Genomic DNA, 23846 nt, shown 5'->3' with positions numbered 1-23846 from the left:
AAAACATGAAATACATCACATTAGCCCTATTGTCTCTGACAACCGTAGCTGGATTTGCCCAGCAGAAAAAAAAGACCAGTACGGTCAAAAAAAAGATAACCACAACAAAAACAAGTTCAACCAATCTGTTGCCAACTAAGGCGGACTCGGTATCCTATGCATTCGGTATGGATATTGGAAAGTCGTTGAAATCTACCGAAGTAGCTTATTTAAAAGCGGATGTTATCGCAAAAGCAATTACGGCCACACTAAAAAATGAGAAAACCTTATTGGAAGATGGACAAACAAGGGAAGTTATCCAAAAAGCCATAATGGATATACGTGCTGAGAAAGAGGCTGTAAGTCGTGCTCAAGAAGATAAATTCTTTGCTGAAAACGCAAAAGTAGCAGGAATGAAAACGACAGCTGAAGGAATCCAATATATCGTATTAAACCAGGCAGAAGGTGCAAAACCTACAGCCAATGACGAAGTTACCGTACATTACCGCGGGACTTTATTGAACGGTAAGCAATTTGACAGTTCGTATGATCGCAATGAGCCATTGAAATTGTCATTGGGGCAGGTGATCAAAGGATGGCAAATTGGTATCCCATTGATGTCCAAAGGGGCTAAATATAAATTTTTTATACCGAGCCGGCTCGCCTATGGTGAAAGGGCTACGGGTGAAATTCCAGCCAACAGTACTTTGGTATTTGAGGTAGAATTGCTTGATTTTAATACGAATGGAACAACGTAAATTAGGCAATACTGGCCTGATGGTTTCGGAAATTGGTTTGGGCTGTATGTCATTAAAAAGCAATCAGCCCAAACAATCCAAGGATATTATCCAAAAAGCTTTTGATAAGGGAATTACATTTTTTGACACCGCCGATCTTTATGATAAGGGCCAAAATGAAATGGTTGTCGGTGAAAGTGTGCAGGCCTTTCGTAAGCAGATTGTCCTGGCCAGTAAAGTAGGTAATCTCTGGCGGCCAGATGGCTCGGGCTGGGATTGGAAAGCATCAAAAGACTACATCGTTAGAGCTATTGAAGGGTCACTTTCGCGATTGAAAACCGATTATATTGATCTTTATCAGCTACACGGGGGTACCATAGAAGATCCAATAGATGAAATCGTCGAGGCGTTTGAATTATTGAAGAAGCAAGGCAAGATACGTGCTTATGGGCTCTCGTCAATTCGTCCCAATGTTATTAAAGAATTTTTGTCCAAATCAACCATTTCGTCGGTGATGATGCAGTATAATTTATTGGATAGGCGGATTGAGGAGGAGATGGATGCATTATTGCGTACGAACAGTGTTGGCATCTTAGCCCGGGGAACACTGGCGAAAGGACTTTTAGTTAATAAACCGGTGGAAGCGTATCTTCAATATAGTTCAGGAGAGGTGGCACATGTGCTCCGCAATCTGGACAGCATGGCAAAACATTCGGGAAAAGACAGGGCGACGGAATCACTCTCTTATGTGCTTTCTAATCCTGCGGTAGCAACCGCAGTGGTAGGGATTAGTACTAAATTGCAGCTGGATGAATTGCTCTTAACAACACAGCAGATCAGGCAATTAAATGAGGGAGATAAGAAGAAATTACTGGACGGTGTCCGGTCTTTATATTATACCGAACACCGCTAAGGGTCTATTTATTAAAAAATAGTTTTAATATTTTGTCGAGATCTTCTTTCGTATCTACTGCGACAGTTTCATGGGTGGTGACCGCAGTTTGAATTGCGTAGCCATTTTCTATCCAACGCAACTGTTCGAGCGCTTCAGCTTCTTCCAGACTCGATACGGGTAACTTAGTCAAAGATCTTAACGTTTCCGCTTGATAGGCATAAATACCAATATGCTTGTAGAAGGTTTGCTTCGTAAGCCATTGTGCCTGATCAACTCCTCTTAAAAAAGGAATCGTTTGCCTGCTGAAATAAATCGCTTCCCCAGATGTGTTTCGGACAACTTTGGGAATATTTTGATTGAACAATTCCTCTGCAGTCTGAATTTCTTTCACGAGGGTTGCAATTTTTGTGCGTGGATTTTCAAAACAGGAAGCCAAAAGATCTATCTGCTCAGGATTGATAAAAGGTTCATCGCCCTGGATATTGATCACGACATCATATTCCCGATTATTAGCAATAACTTCGGCACAACGGTCTGTACCGGATTGATGTGTATCGGATGTCATTAGCACATTGCCACCAAAGGAAAGTACTTCTGCAGCTATGCGTTCGTCATCGGTCGCGACAATTACTTCGGTCAATTTTTTTGATTTCTTTACCTGCTCATATACCCGTCGGATCATGGTCTTGCCTTCAATATCAATCAAAGGTTTACCTGGAAATCTGCTTGAAGCATATCGGGCAGGAATAATGCCTAAAAATTTCATGATAATTTGTGAATTTCTATTTAATAAAAAGCCTGTAAAATTATCAATTTACAGGCTCTTATCTATCTGTTGTCTATTGTTATTCAAATAATCCGAATAATTCGGCTTCTATCTTTTGTATGATTCCACCAAGATCCTCTGGATTAGTTGTGAAATCAAGATTATCTTTATCTAAAATCATGACTTTACCTTCCTTGTAATTATTGATCCATTTGTCATATTTATCATTCAATTTAGATAAATAATCCAACCGGATGCCTGATTCATAGTCACGGCCTCTTTTTTGGATATTGTTAACTAAAGTGGGAACAGACGCTTTTAAGTAGATCAATAAATCGGGTGGTTTAATGTAATGGATGATACTTTGGAATATGTTGCTATAGTTTTCAAAGTCACGGGCACTCATTAAGCCCATGTCATATAAGTTTTCGGCAAAGATATAGGCATCTTCATAGATTGTACGATCCTGAATCATATTAATCTCCGTCTCCTGAAGCTTTACAATATGCCTAAAACGGCTATTCAAGAAGAAGATCTGAAGATTGAAGGCCCAACGTTTCATGTCCGAATAGAAGTCCTCTAGATAAGGATTATTGTCCACGGCCTCAAACTGAGGTTCGAATTTGAAATGACTCGCCAATAATTCCGTTAGCGTCGTTTTTCCAGCACCTATATTTCCTACGATAGCTATATGCATATGCTCTTTCCTTGTTTAATAAAATCTCTTGATACCAATAATTTCGCGAACTTCTTTTAATGTCTTACGCGCAGACTCACTCGCTTTTTCGGCGCCCAATTTTGCAACTTTTGCAATATAAGCATCATCGTTTGATATGTCTTCAATACGAAGGCGTACATCATTTGTTGCTAAAACCATATCTTCGGCCAATTGCTTTTTGAAGTCGCCATAACGGATCTCACATTTATTGTAAAGCTCGTCAAAGTGCTGTAATGTATCGGGCGTCGAAACCACTTTCATAAGATCAAATAAATTTTGGACCGCTTCGGGTTTGGGTTGATTCATTTCCGTTGGGCCAGAGTCGGAGACTGCACGCATCACTTTTTTACGAATGGCATCCGCGGTATCCGAAAGATAGATACAATCAGCTTCACCATTGGATTTGCCCATTTTACCTTGTCCTGCCAATCCTGGTATTTTAACCAATTTGTCGGAGTAGGAGAAAGCAAAAGCTTCCTTAAAATAATCGACATTATATAAACGATTAAAACGATTGCCAAAAGTACGTGTCATTTCTAAATGTTGTTCCTGGTCTTTTCCGACAGGGACTTTCGTTCCATGGTGGATTAGGATGTCACAAGCCATTAACACGGGATAGGTCAGCAAGCCGGCATTGACATTGTCAGGGTTACTGCGTACTTTATCTTTAAAAGCTGTCGCACGCTCAAGTTCGCCCAAATAGGCATTCATATTCATGTACAAGTAAAGCTCAGCAACTTCAGGGACATCGGATTGAACGTAAATAGTTGATTTTTCGGGGTCTATACCTGCCGCTAAATATTCAACGATGACTTGACGTACAGTACCCTGAAGACCATGCGGGGTCGGGTGTGTCGTCAAAGAATGCAGATCCGCAATAAAAAAAAAGCAATTATATTCATTTTGCATTTTCACAAAATTGCTCAATGCACCATAGTAATTTCCTAAATGTAATTTTCCGGTACTTCTGATACCACTAACAACTGTTTCCATATTCCTGCGAATTTACGGATAAATTTGACAAAGTAGAATTAAATTCCGTGAGTCAGCTGCCTTTTAATGGATTGTTGTTATTTTTTTAATTTTTTTGCTTCGTTCCAGTAGACGTCCATTTCTTCGAGGCTCATATCTTGTAGCTGTAGCTGGTTTTCCGCCGCTTTTTGCTCTAGATAAGTAAATCGGCTGATGAACTTTTTATTAGTACGTTCTAATGCATTTTCAGGATTGATACCAATGTGTCGTGCATAATTTATGAGCGAGAATAAGAGGTCGCCAAATTCAGCTTCCGCCTTTTCACGGTCAATGGCTTCGGTGGTCTCGATATTGAATTCTGTTTTAAATTCCGCGAGTTCTTCCTCAACTTTTTCCCATACTTGTCTTTTGTCCTCCCAATCAAAACCAACTCCTCTTACTTTGTCCTGGATGCGGTAGGCTTTGACAAGAGCAGGTAATCCCTTTGGAACACCAGCGAGAACCGATTTATTGCCCTCCTTAAGTTTGATGGCTTCCCAGTTGGACTTCACTTGATCTTCGGTGTTTGCATTTGCATCAGCATAGATATGGGGATGGCGGGTAATCAGCTTATCACAGATAGCATTCAAGACATCCACGATGTTAAAATGCCCTTCTTCTTCTGCAATACGGGCATAGAACAGCAGGTGCATCAGCACGTCGCCAAGCTCCTTTTTTATTTCAGGGTAATCCTGTTCCAAGATAGCATCTGTTAACTCATATAGCTCTTCGATCGTTAGATGACGCAAAGATTCCATGGTTTGTTTCTTGTCCCAAGGGCATTCAATTCTTAGGGTATATAAAACATCGAGTAGACGTTGGAATGCAAGTTGGGGGGTATGCTGGTAAGCCGGAGCTGCTAGATTTGCCATATGATATTGAGTTTTCGTGTTACAAAAATAGAAATATGATTTCTAATAAACTATTTGAAATTGAGGAAAACAAAAGTGGGGAGCTGGCCGTTTTATAATAAAAAAGCATTATTTAGATCAACTTAAGAACAATCAGTTATGGAGAGAATGCATGGATACTCGTCAGCTAGCGTGGCATTGGAAAAGTTAAGCGGCTTGGGCTATACGATAGATTATAACATCGAATTTGAGGATTTATTGGCGCATGCAGACGAATTTAAGATCGATTACCTATTTCGCTATGAGGGAGCATCAGATCCCGATGATGAGTCTACGGTATATGGGATAAGCCGGAATTCGGGAGAAAAAGGGGTTTTCGTAGCAGGTAATCTATCCTTGATTGAGGGAAAGAAGCGGGATATTCTACTTCAGTTGGAACTAAAAGAGCGAGAACATTAGTCGTGTCGCGGCACAAAAATAGTAGCGTTTAATATCACATAGCATTGGAGCAATCGCTAGATCTAAAATGGCTGCGACGATTGTGTGCTATTTCTTTACGCTATCACACTAAAAGAAATTGCGGTGCCATCTATCGTTATGGCACCGCAATTTTTATTAGCTAACTCGATAGCCAGTGATCCTAGTGATTAATAAAAGCTTGGTAAAAAATCCATGTTCTCATTATTTTTTAACTAAATTTTCATTGATCAACAGCTGCTGGAAAGCAGGACGGTTTGCATCACTGTCTCCGGCTTCATCTTTGAGCTTAACGAGTTCCTTTTTTAAGCGAATTATCTCTTTTGTGTATTGCTCGTCATGGATTGCATTATGTGTTTCCATGGGGTCTTTTTGCAGATCATAGAATTCCCATGCTGGAGCGGTAGTTTTTTTATCGGTACCGGTCATTTCCAGTGGTTGTCCATAAAAATAGATGAGTTTATAGCGTTCGTCACGAACACCCAGGTGGGCAGGGCGTATAGGGGCGTGTTGCCAATAGCGATAATACATTGATTTGCGCCAATTGTTTGGTGTAACACCAGCCAGGTTTTTGCGAAAACTTTTTCCCTGTATATAAGCCGGTTTTTTTATCCCTGCATAGTCTGCAAATAGTGCCGCAAAGTCTATATTTAGGACCATATCATCAAGTTTACTGCCAGCTTTAATTTCTTTTGGGTAACGGATAACAAATGGCATACGGAGCGACTCTTCGTACATCAGTCGTTTGTCCATAAAATTATGCTCTCCAAGAAAATAGCCCTGGTCTGATGCGAGGATAATTACTGTGTTTTCATCAATTTTGGATGTTTTTAGATAACGCATAATCTTCCCGAGATTGTCATCCACGCCTGCGACACAGCGTAAATAATCCTTCATAAGCTTTTGGTAAATCTTTTTGCGGGCATCCAGGGCATTCATGCCTTTGGTGGAGAAAGGAAGGTCAGGGTAGCTGGTCCAGAAGGGGCCAGTGGATGCTTTTTCATAGCGCTGACCAAGTTCTTCGAGAGGCTGGCCTTCAAAAGATCGTCCGGTGGTCGTTGCGCCAGAATCCAGAAAAGTTGCGGGATAAGGGAATTCAATATCCTGATATAAATCCTTGAATCTATCGGCGAATTCAAAAGGCTCATGCGTCGCTTTATAATGACATAGTAAAAAGAAAGGTTTGTCAGGATTGCGCTGCGATAGCCAATCAAGGCTTAATTGTGTTGTAATATCATCTACATAACCGGTGTAGGGGCTGCCGGCCTCTTCATTGTCATTCCAGTTATCGTTGGAAAGATATGTTGGGTTATGGTAAACACCATGTCCTGGCAGGACCTTAAAATCATCAAATCCCGAAGGTTTCTTTTTAAGATGCCATTTTCCGAAAACAGCCGTTTGGTAGCCTGCACGTTGTAGGTCTTTGGCGATATTCTCCCTGTCCGGATTCAGGGCATCATCCAGGGTGTAAACCTGGTTTTTGTTGCTGTATTGTCCGGTAAGGATGGATGCTCGACTAGGTGTGCAGATGGAGTTGGTACAGAATGCGTTATTTAGCGTTGCGCCTTGTTTAGCAAGATTTTCGATGTTGGGGTTCTTTACAATATCTTTTAAAATTCCGCCATAAACACCCCAAGCTTGCGCAGTGAAGTCATCAGTAAGGATAAAGATAATATTTGGACGTGTTTTATTGTCGATTTCTTGCTGAGCTTGTGTTATAAATGGTAGTAAGCCGCAGATAAACCAAAATAGTTTTTTATTCATGTATATTCTCCTTATGTGTGCAATTCATTCCGTCTAATGCATAATCGTACAGATGCTGGTTTAGGTCTGTTCGGCCTTGCATAACAAAGCTACCAAATTCCAGTCATATTCGCATTGTGATCGCCAAAAGTCTACTTTCTTAAAGTGGAATGAATCTGCGGACGCGAAAACTGCATACTACTAATAGGCCGAAATCGATATCTTATAAATACGGGAGTATATGCTACTGATCTGTCATCGTAATTTTAAGCATTATCGTTCAATTCTTTTAATCATCTATACCTTTACCATCCAAAATATGCTGATAATATTTTTCGATCCTGGCCACACGCGTTTTTGCCTGTTTTGCCTGATTGAAATAAAATAAATATCCTTTTTGGCGCCCCGGAGTAAGGGATCGAAATGCCTCTTGAAATTCTTTGTCTTCATTTAACGCCTTCGCGAATTCTTCAGGAATGGGATAGTCTTCCGTTTTTCGCATACTGACCTTTGCGCCGGACTTTTCAATCACTATCGCTTCCTGGATATAATTTACGATTGTTTCCCTTAAATTTGCAATTTGTTCAATGTTCGTAAATCTGAGTTGTCGGCCTGCTTGGACGTTTTCAGTCTGTTGAATCAATAGCTGTTTTTTATCCTTCAAGAGGGCGCCTTTATGGAATAATAAGGCACAGTAATCTTTGAATCCGTGAATTAAAACAATATTTTTTCCTTCATAGGTATAACATGGGTGCATCCATTTGTAATCCTCTACGAGCGATTGGTTTTCGGTGACAATTTCTCGTAATAAATTAAATTCTTCGTTCCATTTTTTTGCATGCTCGAAGAAGTGTGTTGCTTTTAGGTTCATGATGCTGTTTTTGGTTTAATTAGTTGCGTGTTAGATATGTTTGGCTGCAATTGTCTCAAGTCTGTTGTGGGCAATATTAATGCCTTGTGCAAAGGGCATTTGAAGGAGCTTGTCACGGAATTCGATGGACTGAAATATAATATGCATGCGGAGTTTGCTGCTATTGTCGGTTACTTTTTCGAAGTACAGATATTCCAACTGTACGGGGAAAGGGCTGTCTTCCATTTCGAATGTTCTCGTGATTTTCTCATTTGGTATAAATTCGTGTATTGTGCCGTTCGCTTTAAATACAACATTATTATTGTGAGAAGTTTCAAAGGCATAGGAGCCATGTTTTTGATTGTCCCATTTCAGTACTTTAGTTCCCATCCACTGCTCAAAGATTTCAGCTTCTTTATACGCTTTAAATAAAAGTGATAGCGGTAAATCAAATTCCCTGGTGATCAAAATTTCCTGCTTACCCTCTTCGGCATGGATTTTTGTTTTCTTTTCCATCTTATTTGTCCTTGTAATTTTTCATAATTTCTTCCAATTTATTAAATCGATCATCCCACATGTCGCGGAAGGGTTCAATAAAATCAGCGATTTCTTTCATTTTTGGCGGATTGAGCTGGTAGTAAATTTCGCGGCCGTGTTGCTCCGATTTCAGAAGCTCACATTCACTAAGAATCTGCAGGTGCTTGGATACCGTTGGCCTTGCGGTGTTAAAGTTTGCCGCAATAGCTCCTGCGGTCATGGATTGCGACACCAAAAGAAGGAGAATGGCTCTTCGGGTTGGGTCTGCAATGGCTTGGAAAACATCTCTTCTTAAATTCATTGTGAAGTTATTTGACTACAAATTTATATGTTGCCGTTTAACTACACAAGTGTTTTTTATATTTTTTTTGTTTTAAGCCAGAATAAGTGATTGGTTAGCCATGGATTGACTAACGATTTTAGGTGGATGTTTAAAACGAATAAACATTTCTTTGTATGTATGTACAATGTTGTGTTTTCTTGTGTTGAACTAGGTGGTGTTAATAGCTTTGATATGATGGTGTATTTATTTGCTTGAATAGCGAGGGTATTCCTATGCGATCGCTTGCTTTGGGCTTTTTCTTAAAAAAACAACAAAAAATTTGAAATTAAAATTTTAATATGTAACTATGTATATACAAGAAAGAGCTATTTAATATAGGCTTGCTCTTAACTAACCAAAAATTATGAGCCCAAGTATCATTTATTACTTTAGGAGGCACACCCTCCTCTGTTTGTTTTTGACGGGGACTATTCTTAATTTTTGTTGGTTGAGTTGAATCCCCGTCTTGATGATATCGATGTCGAGCTGTTATATCGACACAAAAATGGGGTTATGGGGATCAAGATATTCGTGTCGAATAGAGTTGGTACAACTTTGAGGCAAATACAAGTTTTATTAGATATAGGGCATTGTTTAAACCGGATCCAAATGCTGAGAATACTTTTTCCGTCGCATATGTCGGGCTTGTAGTTCCCGGATTGGAACGTGAGCTTGATAAAGCTAAATTTAAAGAATATGTGCTTCCCATGGACGCTACCGCCAATCATGGGTGAGTGATACCTAATATGTGGGATGGAAGTTATGGAGTGCCAGGCTTTGTGTATATACGAGAGATAAGAATAATTAAAAGTCTAAATCAATTACTATTATAAGATGCAAATGAATGTAAAAATGGTAGTGCTAGCAGGTCTATGTGCTTTTACTGGGAGTAGGAGCAGCTATGGCCAGGATCTGAGAACCATGAATAACTCCGGAAGAGTTGAAATTAAGTCGAAAGCAGATGCCGTGAAAACAATGGCTGAACAATTGGTCAAAAAGGGTTTTACCGCTGGTGATGGTTACGGTGAAGTCTGGATAAGAGACCTGAATACTTTTGTTACTGTTGCCAGTACAGTTAATGATAAGGAGTTGATAAAAAAACATTTACTTACTTTTTTTCAGTTTCAACAACCCGATGGCGGTATTTTGGATGGTTATGTACCTGTCAAGAAAGGAGCTGTTCCGTATAATTATTATCATTCCGCGTTGGCGCCTGATTATGCAGGGCACAAGAATACTGTAGAGACGGATCAGGAGACCTCATTGATCCAAGCAGTGGCAAAGTATATCAGAAGTACTGGAGACAAAAGTATTTTGAATAATAATATCGGTGGAGTTTCTGTACAGAAGGGGCTTGAGCGAGCAATGGATTTTCTATTGACAAAACGTTATAATGAAAAATACGGATTATTATGGGGAGCGACAACTGTCGATTGGGGCGATGTCCAACCAGAACATGACTGGGGAGTTGTATTGGATGAGAATTCCCACCTGACAATTGATATCTATGATAATGCAATGTTTATCATAGCCATTAATGATTTTCTAGAGGTTGCGGACCTAACAGAGGCGCAACAGAAACATTGGAAGGCCATTAAAGACAAAATTGCGAAGAATGTCCGTAAGCATCTTTGGGATAAAAAGAATGAGAAATTTATACCACATATTTATCTGAACGGTTCGCCTTTTCCGGCTTCATTTAATGAGTCTGAAATCTACTATCACGGTGGTACAGCAGTGGCCATAGAAGCGGGATTGCTCAGTAAGGCTGAAGTAAAAGTAGCCTACAGAAAGATGCAGGAGAACGTTAGAAGGGCGAATGCGGCAACTATCGGATTGACAATTTATCCCGTATATCCACAGGGATTCTTTAAAAATGGGAGTATGGGACCATATTCTTATCAGAATGGCGGTGACTGGACCTGGTTTGGTGGGCGCATGATTTCGCAGTTGGTTCGCTTTGGTCTGATGGATGAAGCCCGGGAGGCGCTTGAGCCTATGTTGGACCGTGTTATTAAAAATAATGGTTTTTATGAGTGGTACACGCCTGATAACAAGCCTCAGGGTTCTGCTAGTTTCAGAGGAGAAGCCGGTGTTTTGTGGACGGCAATTACCGATCTTGAAAAAAAAAAGGTCAATAGCCCAGTCGCGTTAACAGAAGAGCTGCTTCAAACAACGAATTTTGGCAATTGAGGTAATACGTTAAGCTTTGGAATGCCAGGGCAATACATGAATAAGGTTCAAGTTCTTATGGATTTGAACCTTATTCATGTATTAGCCTCCAACCTGCCCGCATATATTTTATGGATAATGCGTCTTTTACCTAAAAAATAAAACGCTCAACGGATAAAATAGGGATAAAGTAATACAAGATTTCGTCCGCAGGTTTGCTCAGGAATAGATTGCAGAGATTCGAATAGACGCGAAAGTATAGCGAATTTAAAATGAATTCCAGCGAATTGGAATTGACCTATAAAGTTGGAGACAATAGTATTAATTTAGTACCATACATTAGTAGTTTAACTTTATGAATACGCATTTATCCTATCTTAAAAAATTAACCGTTCTGGCAACAAAAACCTTATTTAAGTGTTATTTATTGGCTATTCTGTCAACAGTGTTGTATCTCATTGTTGGGTATCTGCTGCTCAGGAGCAATTCGGGCGGTTCCTTTTTTTCAACCACGGACTCCTTACAAGCCGTTGGAAAGTTTCTGTGGTTAATCGGGTTGGTTTTGTTGCCAATCTTATTATTCCTATTTAGCAATAAATATGTTTTTTCTACTGTCGCAAGCAAGGTTGTGGAAGAGCGGCAAGACGATTTAATTATTCCTGCTTTGGATAAAGTGCTACTGGTTTTTCAATCCAACCAGCCCGATCTTATTCAAAATGCTGGTGACTACACTTTTGCTAAGCTCAAGTTAATCAACGAAGTGAAAAACACAAGGATTGAAAATCCCTGGATCAAGCGTATTGTGGTGTTTGGACTGAACAAGATAAGTTTCGACAGTTTAGATCTCGACAACAATAACAACTTCTACGATATTGTAAAGTCCAAATTCATCGATGTATTGGAGATGCTTACCGAGGCAAATAATAAACCCTTTTGGATCTGTATTGCTATTCAATGGCTGATTATCCTGTTTATTCGGTTTGCTGGTTCCGGTGCTTCATTAATTGGGTAATAAATTGGCGATAGAGTCGATATCAGATGGGCTGTTTTGCCTCGAATACATTAACCTTGAGGCATACAGTAGCGTTGGCGAAAAGCTCCGAAAGAGATGGCGGCCTATAAACCACTTAAAGAAAGCAGATATGAATGAGACTATTATAGAATTTGATAGCAAAAAACGACTGAAATTGTTCCTGTTTGGCATTGTATTTACCGTCGCAACGTTGACCTTTGCTTACTACATATTCTTTGTTGCTCAAAGAATAAATATAACTTTTGGTACATTGATGCTAATGATGAGTTGCCTAGCTTGCTATGGTTTAATTTCAGGTACAAAGAGTATGTTTGATAAAGATCGGGTAGGTCTTATTTTAAATGCAGATGGAATACTTTTTAGGGGGACGCCCTTGGCGAAAGCGATTGGCTTAATAAAATGGACTGCAGTGCAGTCTGTATCGGAGGGAGTTGCCCATCGTGCTCCATTTATCTCTTTGAAATTGCGGAACCCAGAAGGTCATATTCAAAATCTTTCGTCGCAGTTGCAACAGTTTGTTATAAGCAATGGACTAGTCGTGACAGCTGATCAATTGGCTGTTGATTTCTGTGAACTTAAAAATCTGATCATAGATTACCACCAGCAATATTGTCAATAGTGGATAGCTTGATGAGCCAATGCTGTGGATAATTTTAATAATAGCTTTAGGAAATGAAAAAAGTAATCATAGTCACGTTATTCTTACTATTTGTCCAGGTTGGACTACGGGCAAGCGAATGCTATCATTACCATACGAAGAAAAATTATGAAATCGTCGCGATAAAAGGAATTCCATTGTTGCGGATTAGTGTAAAAGATCCAAACGATATCAGTATTGTCTCTCAGGAAGATATTCCGATGGTAGCGGTCGGTGCCGATATCAAAATTATAAATCGAGATGCTTACAATTTGCTTCTGGCAGACAATAATGCATACTATTTACTTGCAATCGAATTCTATGATGTTGATCATGTAAAGCCTGTGAAAATTGCAGATCGTAAAGATGTGAAGGCTACATTTGATGCAGATCTGCTTTGCATTCAAGGAAAATGGTTTTCCTTTTCTTTTGATCCATATACAAAAAAAATAGTTAAAGGGGCATCAAGTGAGTCGAAACTGGCTGAATTCCTTTGTCGATTTTAACGATGGAAATATTTGGTGCTATGTTTCTGCTGGACTGGATTTGGAGGATGGCACAACTACCTATTTCTATCCCATAAAGGCACAGTGGCTGAACAAGCAGCATCAACTTATCAATAAAGATGGTAAGATATATTATAATGGTTGGGACATGATCAACGATCAGCCAGCTATGAATGTGACAGCTGTTGCACAGTCAAAGCTACTGGAAATTACCAATGCTGGACTCTATTTTGATGGTAAGGCTTTTTATAAGGACCAAGACGGAGCAGGAATGTTGGCACCTGTGACATGGCTCAGTAAAGACAGTAAGTTTATCCAGGGTGTTTATTCCTATCAAAAAGGAATTTCTGGATTTTTTTGACGATGGCCGACAGTTGGTGTTTTCCGACGATACAATGGCGATGAAAAGAACGATAGTACATCAATCTAGTTTAAAAGATCTAAAATTAGCCTATGCTTATGATGGTAAATTGCTGATAGAAAATAAGGAGATTCCCAATAGCGCCGATCTAGAAAGCATGGAATTACTCGGTTCTACTGTGGACGTCATTGAAGGTTGCGATGGGGGCAGGGGACAGATACCGGTGGTGATCGAATATAATTATTTTTTTCGGGACAAAAATCATATCTATGGTTATCATTCCGGTGACCGAGCATTAACCGTGATTGAGGCAGCTACACCCGGTGTGGTAGAGATAAATAATTATGGGCAGCTGAGGGAATTGCAGAAAAAAATAAAAAATTGATGCGCCGACAATCTTATTACTTTCATAAAAGAAGTGGTCGTTGCTGTGTCCTAGTAAAAGTATGTTAGGAATAGAAATAAAAAATGTGAAGTCGGTTTAACTCCACATCTCTATAACTTTTACACATTATTAAAACCTGGCTATTAATACTAAATAGATATGCTACAGGACTTTGCCGCGAAGAAAAATACCGCAAGCCACACAAGTCCCTTGGCAAGGAAGAAGAGAAATGCCCCCATGCCGGCACGCTTCAACCATTTTGATTTATTGTCTTTATTATTGTCTTTTTGCTCCATCTGAAGGATTAAACAATATCAGGCCTTTTTAGTTTGCACTTGTGATCGGCGTGAATACGTCTCCAAAGTTATAAAAAGTTTGGTTCGCAATTTCTACAGAACGATCATAAGTTGTGGAATTTTCAGCATATTTATTTAATACAGCCGTGAAACCAGCCCACATCTCGCGGCTATTTTCACCATAACCTTCGAAGAAAGAGGTTCCCTTATTGACACCATATTTGTTCAGCATCTGTACGATATACGGACCACCCATAATAGAACCTTCTAGCACGTATAGTGATGCGAGTGCTTCCTGTATATTGGTTACAACTGGAGCTGTTGCATCCGGAAGATTATCGAGATTACCGCCCAAGGCTTCAATATCACTTTTGATATAAGACGAGTTGCGGCGCTCTGCCAGATCAGGTAATACTTCGGCTGTAACGAAAGGTGCTACGTTATCTTCCACTGCACGGAAATAAGCATAGAACCCTTTTAATACCTCAGCATAATCTGCTTCAGAACGAATATTTTTCAATTGACGCACAATCGTTCCTTCTACGTTTTGGTGAGCAGCGTGCGTCTGCTCTTTGATATGTTGACTTAACATGTTCTTCTTTTTATTTATAACGATTCTATACAAAGATTCGTATTTATTTCCAAATATCTATGCTGTTTTCTGATTTATCATCTATGAAAAACGACAGGATTTTTATTCTACGATTTTGATCGGATATTGATAATATGGTGATGTTAAGAAAGTAGACCAATCACCCGATAAACTAAGTGATATCCCACCACTGAGCGAAGTTGATACGTTTGTAGGAGCATCATTCGGAATCTTGACACGAATTGACTTTAGGTCTTCTGAAATAGCCAAAAATTCCAAAGGAAAAGCGTCAGGATAGCCCGATTCGTTTATAAAATTAAAAGAAACAGCGGAAAACAAAAGTTGTTTTGATAGATGTCGAACAGGGATACTGATCACATCTCCTCTTTTTACTTCCCAGGTTTTCGGATGATTGAAATAAGGATAGGGATAGGCTGTTCCTGAGGTAATATGAACTATTTTTTTACTGCTTCTGACGGGGACTAGGTATTTATTGTTTACTTGAACATAATAATCACCGGCTGGTATGCCTGTCCCGTCATATTGGTCTGCAATAAATTGAAAGCTACTGAGCTGGTTTCGTGACGCAGCGATCAATGTGAATAATTTATTCTGATCATTTACCAGGAAAAGGCTATCACTGCCATCGGTAGCAAGATTACGGAATGGGATCGAATAGGTACCGCCCAATGCAAGCGGGAGCACTGTCTCTTCATCCACAAAGGAAGGCAGTACGGCTCCATTGGAAAGTTTAATCGTATAGACCTTGGTCGTACCATCCTGCGCTTTTACCTGATACTGAGCGCCATCATGGAGTGCAATTGCTGTTCCTGAGGCTGGGCTAATACTGGCATTCTTCGAGATGTGAATAACAGGGCTGATAGTCTCCGGAATAGGCCATTCTGTTGATCCCGGCCAGGAGACATGGATGTTCTCCCCATTCACTATGGCTACAATCGTATCTTTACCTGCATTGTAAGGGATTTTAAAGGAAGTAATTTCGGCATAAGGAGTAGGAGCAATCTCATATTCTTTTTTACAGGCCGAGAAGAGTATTCCTGCCAATAGCAACAGAGCAGGAAAGGTATATATGCTGTATCTTGTTTTCATATTAATCATGACTTTCGGTAGTCGAATAAAATATTCTTAATTTAATTAATCTGACTACGATCTATTGGTTTACTTCAGGATGGTTAATTATTGTAAAAAATCCGTATCGGATTTTTTAAGGTCACTTCGCGGCTGTAATAACGAAGCTTAATAAAATAGTCGCCAGCAGCAGGTACTTTGTTGTATTTAATATCCCGTCCGCTTCCTGTTACGCGTCCCTCGATGTCGTTTAGATTAAGCAGCATGTAGGCTTTTTCTACCGATGGAGAAGTTGCTGATGAGATACTTTTAAATGCATATTCCTTTCCATTTTTATCGACTAAACTTGCCTTGGCCAGTTCGAGGTCACTTTCTGGTGTAGCGATATAGGGGTATGAGCTAAGGGTATTAAGGACGTAGATGTCATTTCGGGTATACCAAAAGGTCTGATCGTAGGCGATAGGATTATTTAAATCTGTGCTGACTTCCTGTGGATTGAGCGGGATTTGATCACTTTTTATGGTTAAGGTATACGTCGCACTACTTCCATCTGTGGCTGTCACAGGGTATTGTATGATGCGACCATTGCTGAAATAGTCCATCATATTGGTGATCAAAGTATCTGTCCCTTGCTTTAAAGTAGCCCCAGAAGCGACCTTTACTTCTGGTTCCAAGCTTGTCATATAAAGATTTGCTGGAAGAGTGACGGTGATAGTTTTATTGCTATTATCGATAGCACCAATAATTTCCTGATTGGTATTAATAATTTTGAAGCTGCTGATTCGAGCCATTTCTTCTTTTTCATAAGGCTGAATTTCAGTTTTCGTACAGGAGGAGATAAATAGGCTTCCTATTAAAACTCCTGAAGTTAGTATTGATCTTTGTAGAGTTAATAATTGAGTTTTCATTATTATCTGGGAAGTAACCGGTATCAGCGTAGCTGATACCGGATTTAAAATTTACAATTCTTATCAAAAAAAGAGTGTGCGAACCTATTAGTTCAACTTTTTGTAGTCGAAACTCATAAAAGGGAAATTGGTTGCAGCATAAGGGGCATTAGGCACCTCATCCTTGTATACACTATTCAAACGCAATTTCCATTTTGTATTTGTCGTTTTATTGACCAGGATATACGTTCTTGGACCATAGCTGCTCATGATGTGATTGCTAATGTTATAGATATACCAACCTGCGCTTGATGGGTTTCCTGTTCCGTTGATGCTGTTAGATCCTGCGGTACCTGTTGAAATCAATGTACCGGTAGTCGCTGCTGTCACAGCATCAAAAGCTGTATTGACGTAATAGAGGTTGTATTTTGTTGTATTTACAGTCAGGCTTGCATTGGCTGTGCCACTGAATTGAAAGTCGTAGCCAGCCGATGTGCCGCCATCGTTATTGACCAAATCATAATAATAAGTGCTCGCTGGGTTTTTCCATTGCGTTGTATCGACCAGGTCAGGTACTGTACCCTGATGGAAGTTGCGTGCACCATAAGTGCCTGTGGCAAGAGTTTTTAAATATCCTTTTGTGCCAGTAGCAGTAAAGTTTACTGTACCGCCTATGGTTGTTGAAGGTGTGGCAGCGCGTTTGCTGAATGATTGCTCTTCTACATTAGGAGCAAGTGAATTGTCTTTGCTACAGGATGCGGTCATGCCAATCGCGGCAATACCGAAGGCAATTGATAAAGTTCTGAATTTGATTTTCATTTCTTTTTCGTAATTTTGCCACTTCTACAGTGGGCTAGTTAATAAATATATGTTAATTAGTCAATTTGATACCGGATGTACCTCGACCGTATATCCGGTTTTTTTTTGAATAAGAATTGTACGATCTATGGTTTTATTTCAAACGTTTTGCTCCCTTTTGGCACAATGACATAATCAAATGAGATAAACACATGGGGTGAATCCTTAAACCATTTATCCGATGTATACAGATCTTTATACATGGATACGGGTTTAATTTTGGCATAATTTCCTTTTGCTGTACGGACAATCAAAGTTCTGGGTTTAATCACTTTTCCACTTTTTAGTGTCAGTCCGTTTCCTAGCGCGTAAGCAACGTGTTCATTCTGAATGTTGTGATCGCGTACCAGTTTGCCGTAAAAGTCGTAGAGTAACCAACCCATACCATTTCCTTCGTCCCCGTTTTGATCCATGCCAATTGCATCGCCTATAAGTTTAAACTGGGAATCTGCGGGAATTTCGGTGACTTCATCAAATGCTTTCTCGACGATCAGAATACCGCCCGTTGCATTGTTGCCATAACCAAAATTTGAATTGTTTGTACCATTATTACCAGATACGTGACTATTGAAAATATTGCTGAATGCAATATCCCAGTTTCGGGTCTGACGGTGTGTTTCAGGAATACCTTTGTTTGTCTCTAGACTATAATAGACTGTAGGAGCAGCGTTGTTGCCGTCATTTTTGTCTGTACCAGCAAAATTGCGGACTTGAATCAGTTTATTATAAAGCCCTGTATTGCTTTCTTCTTCTTTGGGTGGTTCGACAACAGGTTCTACCGTTGGATCCGATTTGCTGCAGGAAGTATGGATTGCTAGACCAATGCAAAGCAATGCAATATATTTTGTTCTGTTGAGCTGTCTTGCTATATTCATTTGTTGTGTGTTTGTTTTTATTTAAAATCATTCTAAATAATGGTAAAGGTAAAGAGTTTACCCTATTACTTGTGTATGAAAAATGATATTTTATATATTAATTTTGATGTTAACCGTTTAACTTAATATGTAATATGTTCTTTGCATATCTTAATGGAACTTCAATTAGGAGCTTTTTGATGGAAAAAATAATAATGATGTCTCCAAACTTAATTCATGTACGTTTTTTGATTGAATATATTTAGAGACATTTCTTTAAGAAGACTGATCGTACCTTTTAATAAATTATTTTACAAACTTTTTAAAATTAATATTGTACGTTGCATTGCCATTGAGAGCAGTAATTCCAGCTGCCTGAATAACGAAAAGCTCATCACTCTTCTCGCTTAGCTTTTCCCCTTTATACATGACGATGTAACGGTTAGGGGTGGGGTATACTGCATGATTGTTCTTAAAGTCATAGATTATCCATGTGGGGCCTGTCGCTGGAGCACCAGCACTGGAAGCGTCTATGCCTAATTTTTCTGTGGAAGTTATGTTGGAACCTAATACTGCGGCTAATGTCAATTTTTCAATACTTGTATTCTCTTGATCGAAATATCCCATTTTATAGTTTTCAGCTGATGTTTTTTGCAAAGTAGAACCATACATGCCAGATAGATTTATCATACTTTTTGCTTCCTCCTGAACACTATTTGTCTTGAAATCATAGTAAACTTTTGCGCCTGCAGGAATTTCAATCTTGGCAGTAGCGGTGACAGCTGTAGCATCATTCAATTTGTTTTCCTCAACTTTATCATTATCCTTGCTACAGGAAGTAAAACCTAGACTCAATGCACATAAAAGTGCCGCTGTTGTAAATAATTTGTTCATCTTTAATTTATTTGTGTAATTTTTCCTTATTTATAATGTGTTTGTATTTAAATCTTTACTGCCATCTTCCTGTACATAATATTTAAAGGTGTAATAGGGAGCCGGCCAGTTCATATTGGTCACTGCCGATGGATTTCCTTTATAGGCATTGATCAATTGTAACTTGGCATATTTACCATCGGGAAGCCGGATAGCATAGGTGCGATTGGGCAGCGCTTGCATAATATGGGTACTTAGACTATACTGAAACCAGCCTAGAGACTCCGAGTTGGATGCCCAACCAATTTTGCCCGTTCCGTTCTTATTAAATTCTTCGTCCGAAGGTGCTACAGTCAGGCTTTGGTAAGATTGCTTTAATAGCATGACAGCTGTATTGTTGGCTTCGCCCTGATAACCCGGATTGAACTCATCAACAGCATTATTGACAAAGACTTCAGAATTGTAGGGACCCGTAAAGGCAATATCCCAATCTTTTGTTTTTAACCATTGTGCGGAGTCGGCCTTTGTCTTGATCCAAATTTGCTTTTTGTCCTTAAATCGAAAAAGAAACATGTTGAATGGTCGTTTTTCTTTACCTTCAGCACCATCACCCATGGCGGCATCGGTATCACCAGCCAGATCTTTAATGACGACACTTTTGCCATCTTCTAATCCAATCGTATAGTCTTTGTCCTTCCCACAGGAAAGGAGCATAAGTGCCAGAAAACCTGAAAAAATACAACGTCCAATCTTATGGAATGAAAGCCAGATGCTGCATTCCGCTATAATGATATTAATTGTTCTCATTGTTTTATCTACTATTTTGTGTACTTATTTTTAGCTTTAATCTCCAATCTCCAATCTCCAATCGCTAATCCTTCATCCACCGGTAACTGACTCCGCCCATAATCACTCTACCGGGCTGCCCCAATAGATAGCGGCTCGTAAAATTGAACAGGTTGTCGCCGATCAGACGAAAGGTTAACCTCCGGTTCATCAGACTTTTTTCGATCGTCATGTTCAGAAGCGTATGATAGGGGATAAAGATGTCATACTTGTCAATAAATTGATTTCCGTTGTATTCTTGAAAAGGTGTCTTTCCACGAAAATTAACGCGGGCATTAACATTGACTCCCCAGGGTTTGTATTCGTATTGAGCTTTGAAATTGAGCATATGACGCGAACGGTCCTCAATGCCCCAGTAATCTGATTTTTTGCTCTGTCGATAGAGATCACTTGCAGCATCGTTTATTTGATTATAGGGGTAATGACCCGCTGCGATACTATCCAATACGCTAAGATCTTTTGCGACAAGATATTGATAGCCCATGGATAATTGCAGATCCCTGGTAGCCTGATAACTTATTGAAACTTCAAAACCCTTATTCATCGCTTTCGGTAAATTACGGTAACTATAGATCTGCGCGATACTGGTACCATTACCTACACTGACCGTATTGATCTGATTGTTGATACGATGATAGAAAACAGAAAAATCTGCCTGAAATTTGTTTGAAGGATTCCAGGTAAGCCCAATATTGTTGGAGAGGCTAGTTTCGGCCTTGAGGTTACCTGCGACTAAATTCAGCATATAGCTGTTCTTGTAACTCAATTCACCCGCTTGGTCCATGGCCGCAACCACATCGGCTACCCGTTCGGTGCCTACAACCAGATAATTCGCAGCGGGATTGAAAAACACCTGATAACGCATTTTGTAATCCGGAGCTTTGAACCCAGCGCCAACACCTCCTTTGATCAATAATGTTGGACTGATATGATACCGTAAGCCTAGGCTTGGGCTCAGATGCCCGTTATAAACATTGGTCTGGTCGTAACGTAGTCCCAGTGTCGTCAGCAAGCGGTCTATCGGTTTCCACTCCGTTTGGAAGTAGATAAACGCACTGTTCAACGAGCGTTTGGCATCCAGATCCTGATTATCCATCTGCTCTAGACTACCACCGATTCCTCCAGTAAATTTAACTTGTTGTATGGGATTATAGGCAAATTGCTGTTCGATGCGGTGTACATTCTGTCCGAACTCTTCAGCACTGGCTAAAACTCCTTGTCGTAACCATTGCGCAGCAATCTGCGAATGAAACCTGGAAAAATAGTAGCGTGTCATGCTGCGCAGTCCTGATTCAAAATTATGGTCGTAGCTGGCTGACAGATTGATGTCCTGATCTTTTTGCTTGTCCTGCAAGGTGCGGTCTTCAGACCAGGCATTGATCATTTCAGATTCGCGGGCAGCAAACCGGCCAGTCATTCCCACGGTACCATTTTTGCTCGTGCGATAGCGTACGCGCCCCTGAAAACTATAGTTGGTATAAGGCGGGAATGTTGTGCTTGTTGGGTTGAGATATTGCTTGTCCGTATTGAATCCATCTGTACGGTAGTAATTTCCGGAAACAACGGCGCTACCTCTTTGATTGGAAAATGGTGTTTCGCCTTCCAATGTCGCATCAACTGTATTTAAGCTACCATAGAGCAGAGAAGCATGCGCCTGTGGTGTGATGGCGCCATGGCGGGTAATGATATTGATGGCACCACCAAGTGCATCACTACCGTAGAGACAGGAGGATGCGCCCTTGATAATCTCAATACGCTCAATATTGGTCACCGAAATACGGGAAAGATCAAAATTACCACTATTACGACCGAGCATGGGTTGTCCATCTACCAATACCATGACATAGTTGCTGCTAAAGCCTTGAATCTGAACGCCGACAGCTCGAGAACCACCCGCGATATCATTGACGATAGCAATACCAGTCTGTTCTTTTAGCACTTCGTCTAACCGACGGCTTCCCATCAGCTCAATCTCTCTTTTTGTGATGACCTTGACCGGCATAGCGGCGTTTTCGGCTTTGATAAGATTATCGACGGCCTCCAATTTACGGTTTACTTCGACCTCGCCGATTTGACGACTATCTGCATGTACCGTAAGGGTCAGTTCCTGGTTTTTATCGCTCAAGTCTACAAATTGACGCAGCTCCTTATAGCCTAGCGCTTGTGCGACAAGCTCATAACGACCTGAATAGAGTTTATTAAATTGAAATTTTCCAGCACTATCTGTTTTGAAAGCATATTTATCCGGATACAGGTAAACGGTTGCATTGGCTATCGCTTTGTCGGACTCATTCTTTAAGGTTCCGGATAGTTTCCATTTTTCCTGTGCTTGCACCGCTAAGATCTGGCAGGCGCACAGCGTGATTACTGTACTTATTCGAATAGAAGAGCGACTTTTAAACACTATTTTTATTTTTAATCATTCTAAATAATGTTACAAAAAAAGGCAATACTATTGGATTTTTCTATATGCAAATTGTCATAAATTCTATTTAATCCGATTTTTGTTAACCCTAACTGGCCTAGTTTTATGTGCTATTTTATTGTTTTATAGTGTGATAGCTTATTTATTCTACTCTAAACCTTTATTTAGGGGAAGTGAAAATAATTTGTATTTAGACTGATTATTGATTTGTTTTGTAGTCAAATACAATTGTCATACAAGAAAACAAGAAACAAAATCTTGTGTGGTTCTAATGGAGAAGAAAGAGATGCGTAGAATTTACATCATTATGCTCTGTTGTTTGCTCCATCTTGGCGGATGGGCAAGTGCACAGCAACGGATTATTACATTGAACAGTTCACTGACAGAAACAATTTATGGGCTCGGGATAGGGGATCGTATGATTGCGACAGATGTGACCAGTATATCGCCAAAGGCAGCAGCAGCATTGCCAAGGGTAAGCAAAAACCGTTCTGTTTCGGCTGAAGGTTTATTGTCTTTTAAGCCTACGCTTGTTCTGGCGAATGAGGGGGATATCTCCAATTCGGTAATCCAACAGATCCGTGCCGCTGGGGTAAGGTTTATTGCGATTAAGCCAAATTATTCGGCCCAAGGCGCACTGCGTTATATTCAGGGGGTTGCTGATGCTGTCGGAGAGCCATCCTTAGGGAAATCTCTGGTATCACGTACAAAAACAAGCCTGGATCGTACCCTGGAGTTGGTAAATAAAGAAAATAAAGGTAAAGCTACGCCGAAAGTACTGTTTTTGTATGCCCGTGGGACAGGTACAATGAGTGTTGCGGGAAAGGGCAGTAGTCTGGATGCGATGATTAATCTGGCTGGAGGGAAAAACGCCGTGCAGGAATTCTCGGATTTCAAACCCTATACAACGGAAGCATTGGTACAGGCCAATCCGGATATTGTATTGCTGTTCGATTTTGGGGCTAGTAGCCTTGGGGGCGCAGAAGCCATTCTTAAATTACCTGGGATGCGTATTACCAATGCGGGTAAAAAAGAGCGCATATTGGTTATGAACGCCTCCTTGCTGGTCAATTTTAGTAACCGGCTACCAGATGCGATCTTGGAACTGCACCGGGGATTTGAAAAAGTAATGGACTCAAAATAGAT

Annotated in this window: 26 protein-coding genes and 1 pseudogene; 10 read left to right on the top strand and 17 right to left on the bottom strand. The window is 40.0% G+C overall.

The genetic code is table 11. The features are described from left to right. Nucleotides 1–5 precede the first annotated feature (5 nt). On the top strand, nucleotides 6–737 hold the full coding sequence (locus tag ACK8HY_RS05790; protein WP_077432958.1) for an FKBP-type peptidyl-prolyl cis-trans isomerase: 732 nt from the start codon (nucleotides 6–8) through the stop codon (nucleotides 735–737). Then, nucleotides 724–1629: an aldo/keto reductase gene (locus ACK8HY_RS05785; protein WP_416133038.1), complete on the top strand. Its 906-nt coding sequence runs from the start codon at nucleotides 724–726 to the stop codon at nucleotides 1627–1629. The genes ACK8HY_RS05790 and ACK8HY_RS05785 overlap by 14 nt, the downstream gene beginning before the upstream one ends. Nucleotides 1630–1633: 4 nt before the next feature. Here ACK8HY_RS05785 and kdsB read toward each other — a convergent pair whose 3' ends face one another. From kdsB to mazG, 4 genes are all read right to left on the bottom strand, one after another. After that, nucleotides 1634–2377 (bottom strand): 3-deoxy-manno-octulosonate cytidylyltransferase, encoded by a 744-nt coding sequence (gene kdsB, locus ACK8HY_RS05780; RefSeq protein ID WP_416133037.1) that lies wholly within the window; start codon nucleotides 2375–2377, stop codon nucleotides 1634–1636. A gap of 79 nt (nucleotides 2378–2456) precedes the next feature. After that, nucleotides 2457–3074, bottom strand: coding sequence for a deoxynucleoside kinase (locus ACK8HY_RS05775; protein ID WP_077432961.1), 618 nt, complete (start codon nucleotides 3072–3074; stop codon nucleotides 2457–2459). Between the two features lie 15 nt (nucleotides 3075–3089). Further along, nucleotides 3090–4088 (bottom strand): tryptophan--tRNA ligase, encoded by a 999-nt coding sequence (gene trpS / locus ACK8HY_RS05770; protein ID WP_077432962.1) that lies wholly within the window; start codon nucleotides 4086–4088, stop codon nucleotides 3090–3092. Nucleotides 4089–4165: 77 nt separating this feature from the next. After that, nucleotides 4166–4978 (bottom strand): nucleoside triphosphate pyrophosphohydrolase, encoded by an 813-nt coding sequence (gene mazG / locus ACK8HY_RS05765; RefSeq protein WP_077432963.1) that lies wholly within the window; start codon nucleotides 4976–4978, stop codon nucleotides 4166–4168. A gap of 138 nt (nucleotides 4979–5116) precedes the next feature. On the opposite strand from mazG, the gene ACK8HY_RS05760 reads away from it, so the two are divergent. Continuing rightward, nucleotides 5117–5416 (top strand): hypothetical protein, encoded by a 300-nt coding sequence (locus ACK8HY_RS05760; protein WP_077432964.1) that lies wholly within the window; start codon nucleotides 5117–5119, stop codon nucleotides 5414–5416. Nucleotides 5417–5638: 222 nt separating this feature from the next. Here the strand turns inward: ACK8HY_RS05760 and ACK8HY_RS05755 are convergent, their stop codons facing one another. The 4 genes from ACK8HY_RS05755 to ACK8HY_RS05740 form a co-directional block, all read right to left on the bottom strand. After that, nucleotides 5639–7198: a sulfatase gene (locus ACK8HY_RS05755; protein ID WP_416133036.1), complete on the bottom strand. Its 1560-nt coding sequence runs from the start codon at nucleotides 7196–7198 to the stop codon at nucleotides 5639–5641. Between the two features lie 268 nt (nucleotides 7199–7466). Continuing rightward, nucleotides 7467–8048: a YdeI/OmpD-associated family protein gene (locus tag ACK8HY_RS05750; protein ID WP_416133035.1), complete on the bottom strand. Its 582-nt coding sequence runs from the start codon at nucleotides 8046–8048 to the stop codon at nucleotides 7467–7469. 30 nt (nucleotides 8049–8078) lie between these two features. After that, a complete protein-coding gene (locus ACK8HY_RS05745) occupies nucleotides 8079–8543 on the bottom strand; it encodes an SRPBCC domain-containing protein (RefSeq protein WP_077432968.1) in 465 nt (154 codons plus the stop codon). A gap of 1 nt (nucleotide 8544) precedes the next feature. Then, nucleotides 8545–8865 carry an ArsR/SmtB family transcription factor gene (locus tag ACK8HY_RS05740; protein ID WP_077432969.1) on the bottom strand — a complete coding sequence of 107 codons (321 nt, stop codon included), beginning with the start codon at nucleotides 8863–8865 and terminating at the stop codon, nucleotides 8545–8547. Between the two features lie 861 nt (nucleotides 8866–9726). Here ACK8HY_RS05740 and ACK8HY_RS05735 point away from each other — a divergent pair. The 6 genes and pseudogenes from ACK8HY_RS05735 (at nucleotide 9727) to ACK8HY_RS05710 (ending at nucleotide 13980) form a co-directional block, all read left to right on the top strand. After that, nucleotides 9727–11079, top strand: coding sequence for a GH36-type glycosyl hydrolase domain-containing protein (locus ACK8HY_RS05735; RefSeq protein ID WP_416133034.1), 1353 nt, complete (start codon nucleotides 9727–9729; stop codon nucleotides 11077–11079). A 334-nt stretch (nucleotides 11080–11413) separates the two neighbouring features. Next, complete coding sequence (locus ACK8HY_RS05730; protein ID WP_077432970.1) at nucleotides 11414–12070, top strand: hypothetical protein; 657 nt, start codon at nucleotides 11414–11416, stop codon at nucleotides 12068–12070. Nucleotides 12071–12200: 130 nt separating this feature from the next. Next, entirely contained in the window at nucleotides 12201–12710 is a 510-nt protein-coding gene (locus ACK8HY_RS05725) for an STM3941 family protein (RefSeq protein ID WP_416133033.1), read from the top strand. A 250-nt stretch (nucleotides 12711–12960) separates the two neighbouring features. After that, a pseudogene (locus ACK8HY_RS05720) lies at nucleotides 12961–13020 on the top strand (hypothetical protein); the annotation flags it as partial. Between the two features lie 176 nt (nucleotides 13021–13196). Next, nucleotides 13197–13595 (top strand): hypothetical protein, encoded by a 399-nt coding sequence (locus ACK8HY_RS05715; RefSeq protein ID WP_416133032.1) that lies wholly within the window; start codon nucleotides 13197–13199, stop codon nucleotides 13593–13595. A 40-nt stretch (nucleotides 13596–13635) separates the two neighbouring features. After that, nucleotides 13636–13980 (top strand): hypothetical protein, encoded by a 345-nt coding sequence (locus ACK8HY_RS05710; RefSeq protein ID WP_416133031.1) that lies wholly within the window; start codon nucleotides 13636–13638, stop codon nucleotides 13978–13980. 149 nt (nucleotides 13981–14129) lie between these two features. Here the strand turns inward: ACK8HY_RS05710 and ACK8HY_RS05705 are convergent, their stop codons facing one another. From ACK8HY_RS05705 to ACK8HY_RS05665, 9 genes are all read right to left on the bottom strand, one after another. Beyond that, entirely contained in the window at nucleotides 14130–14276 is a 147-nt protein-coding gene (locus ACK8HY_RS05705) for a hypothetical protein (RefSeq protein ID WP_175991939.1), read from the bottom strand. Nucleotides 14277–14304: 28 nt separating this feature from the next. Further along, nucleotides 14305–14868 (bottom strand): biliverdin-producing heme oxygenase, encoded by a 564-nt coding sequence (locus ACK8HY_RS05700; RefSeq protein WP_077432974.1) that lies wholly within the window; start codon nucleotides 14866–14868, stop codon nucleotides 14305–14307. Nucleotides 14869–14970: 102 nt separating this feature from the next. Beyond that, complete coding sequence (locus ACK8HY_RS05695) at nucleotides 14971–15978, bottom strand: hypothetical protein (RefSeq protein ID WP_416133030.1); 1008 nt, start codon at nucleotides 15976–15978, stop codon at nucleotides 14971–14973. 83 nt (nucleotides 15979–16061) lie between these two features. Continuing rightward, nucleotides 16062–16865, bottom strand: a complete 804-nt coding sequence (locus ACK8HY_RS05690) for a hypothetical protein (protein WP_139351002.1) — start codon at nucleotides 16863–16865, stop codon at nucleotides 16062–16064. Nucleotides 16866–16952: 87 nt separating this feature from the next. Continuing rightward, the gene (locus ACK8HY_RS05685; protein ID WP_077432977.1) at nucleotides 16953–17663 is read right to left on the bottom strand and encodes a hypothetical protein; all 711 of its coding nucleotides are present in this window, start codon (nucleotides 17661–17663) and stop codon (nucleotides 16953–16955) included. A 125-nt stretch (nucleotides 17664–17788) separates the two neighbouring features. Then, a complete protein-coding gene (locus ACK8HY_RS05680; protein ID WP_416133029.1) occupies nucleotides 17789–18577 on the bottom strand; it encodes an HmuY family protein in 789 nt (262 codons plus the stop codon). Nucleotides 18578–18862: 285 nt separating this feature from the next. Next, on the bottom strand, nucleotides 18863–19450 hold the full coding sequence (locus ACK8HY_RS05675; RefSeq protein ID WP_416133028.1) for a hypothetical protein: 588 nt from the start codon (nucleotides 19448–19450) through the stop codon (nucleotides 18863–18865). Nucleotides 19451–19480: 30 nt separating this feature from the next. Further along, entirely contained in the window at nucleotides 19481–20236 is a 756-nt protein-coding gene (locus ACK8HY_RS05670; RefSeq protein ID WP_416133027.1) for an HmuY family protein, read from the bottom strand. A gap of 64 nt (nucleotides 20237–20300) precedes the next feature. Next, on the bottom strand, nucleotides 20301–22679 hold the full coding sequence (locus ACK8HY_RS05665; RefSeq protein ID WP_416133026.1) for a TonB-dependent receptor domain-containing protein: 2379 nt from the start codon (nucleotides 22677–22679) through the stop codon (nucleotides 20301–20303). Nucleotides 22680–22971: 292 nt separating this feature from the next. Between ACK8HY_RS05665 and ACK8HY_RS05660 the strand changes: the two genes are divergently transcribed. Further along, nucleotides 22972–23844 (top strand): heme/hemin ABC transporter substrate-binding protein, encoded by an 873-nt coding sequence (locus ACK8HY_RS05660; protein ID WP_254846164.1) that lies wholly within the window; start codon nucleotides 22972–22974, stop codon nucleotides 23842–23844. Nucleotides 23845–23846: the final 2 nt, after the last annotated feature.

The organism is Sphingobacterium sp. NGMCC 1.201703, assembly GCF_047784615.1.
In the GTDB taxonomy this organism is placed as follows: Bacteria; Bacteroidota; Bacteroidia; order Sphingobacteriales; family Sphingobacteriaceae; genus Sphingobacterium.
Note: the sequence above shows the minus strand (reverse complement) of the source record. Positions and strands in the feature narration are given on the sequence as shown.

Excerpts from the sequence above, each read along its gene's own strand:
- ACK8HY_RS05675 (WP_416133028.1), bottom strand. The coding sequence starts at position 19,450 with ATGAACAAATTATTTACAACAGCGGCACTTTTATGTGCATTGAGTCTA.
- ACK8HY_RS05785 (WP_416133038.1), top strand. The coding sequence starts at position 724 with ATGGAACAACGTAAATTAGGCAATACTGGCCTGATGGTTTCGGAAATT.
- ACK8HY_RS05685 (WP_077432977.1), bottom strand. The coding sequence starts at position 17,663 with ATGAAAATCAAATTCAGAACTTTATCAATTGCCTTCGGTATTGCCGCG.
- ACK8HY_RS05660 (WP_254846164.1), top strand. The coding sequence starts at position 22,972 with ATGGAGAAGAAAGAGATGCGTAGAATTTACATCATTATGCTCTGTTGT.
- ACK8HY_RS05790 (WP_077432958.1), top strand. The coding sequence starts at position 6 with ATGAAATACATCACATTAGCCCTATTGTCTCTGACAACCGTAGCTGGA.
- ACK8HY_RS05775 (WP_077432961.1), bottom strand. The coding sequence starts at position 3,074 with ATGCATATAGCTATCGTAGGAAATATAGGTGCTGGAAAAACGACGCTA.
- ACK8HY_RS05730 (WP_077432970.1), top strand. The coding sequence starts at position 11,414 with ATGAATACGCATTTATCCTATCTTAAAAAATTAACCGTTCTGGCAACA.
- ACK8HY_RS05755 (WP_416133036.1), bottom strand. The coding sequence starts at position 7,198 with ATGAATAAAAAACTATTTTGGTTTATCTGCGGCTTACTACCATTTATA.
- ACK8HY_RS05710 (WP_416133031.1), top strand. The coding sequence starts at position 13,636 with ATGAAAAGAACGATAGTACATCAATCTAGTTTAAAAGATCTAAAATTA.
- ACK8HY_RS05745 (WP_077432968.1), bottom strand. The coding sequence starts at position 8,543 with ATGGAAAAGAAAACAAAAATCCATGCCGAAGAGGGTAAGCAGGAAATT.
- ACK8HY_RS05680 (WP_416133029.1), bottom strand. The coding sequence starts at position 18,577 with ATGAATATAGCAAGACAGCTCAACAGAACAAAATATATTGCATTGCTT.
- ACK8HY_RS05725 (WP_416133033.1), top strand. The coding sequence starts at position 12,201 with ATGAATGAGACTATTATAGAATTTGATAGCAAAAAACGACTGAAATTG.
- ACK8HY_RS05740 (WP_077432969.1), bottom strand. The coding sequence starts at position 8,865 with ATGAATTTAAGAAGAGATGTTTTCCAAGCCATTGCAGACCCAACCCGA.
- ACK8HY_RS05735 (WP_416133034.1), top strand. The coding sequence starts at position 9,727 with ATGAATGTAAAAATGGTAGTGCTAGCAGGTCTATGTGCTTTTACTGGG.
- ACK8HY_RS05705 (WP_175991939.1), bottom strand. The coding sequence starts at position 14,276 with ATGGAGCAAAAAGACAATAATAAAGACAATAAATCAAAATGGTTGAAG.
- ACK8HY_RS05760 (WP_077432964.1), top strand. The coding sequence starts at position 5,117 with ATGGAGAGAATGCATGGATACTCGTCAGCTAGCGTGGCATTGGAAAAG.
- ACK8HY_RS05700 (WP_077432974.1), bottom strand. The coding sequence starts at position 14,868 with ATGTTAAGTCAACATATCAAAGAGCAGACGCACGCTGCTCACCAAAAC.
- ACK8HY_RS05670 (WP_416133027.1), bottom strand. The coding sequence starts at position 20,236 with ATGAGAACAATTAATATCATTATAGCGGAATGCAGCATCTGGCTTTCA.
- kdsB (WP_416133037.1), bottom strand. The coding sequence starts at position 2,377 with ATGAAATTTTTAGGCATTATTCCTGCCCGATATGCTTCAAGCAGATTT.
- ACK8HY_RS05690 (WP_139351002.1), bottom strand. The coding sequence starts at position 16,865 with ATGAAAACTCAATTATTAACTCTACAAAGATCAATACTAACTTCAGGA.
- trpS (WP_077432962.1), bottom strand. The coding sequence starts at position 4,088 with ATGGAAACAGTTGTTAGTGGTATCAGAAGTACCGGAAAATTACATTTA.
- mazG (WP_077432963.1), bottom strand. The coding sequence starts at position 4,978 with ATGGCAAATCTAGCAGCTCCGGCTTACCAGCATACCCCCCAACTTGCA.
- ACK8HY_RS05695 (WP_416133030.1), bottom strand. The coding sequence starts at position 15,978 with ATGAAAACAAGATACAGCATATATACCTTTCCTGCTCTGTTGCTATTG.
- ACK8HY_RS05750 (WP_416133035.1), bottom strand. The coding sequence starts at position 8,048 with ATGAACCTAAAAGCAACACACTTCTTCGAGCATGCAAAAAAATGGAAC.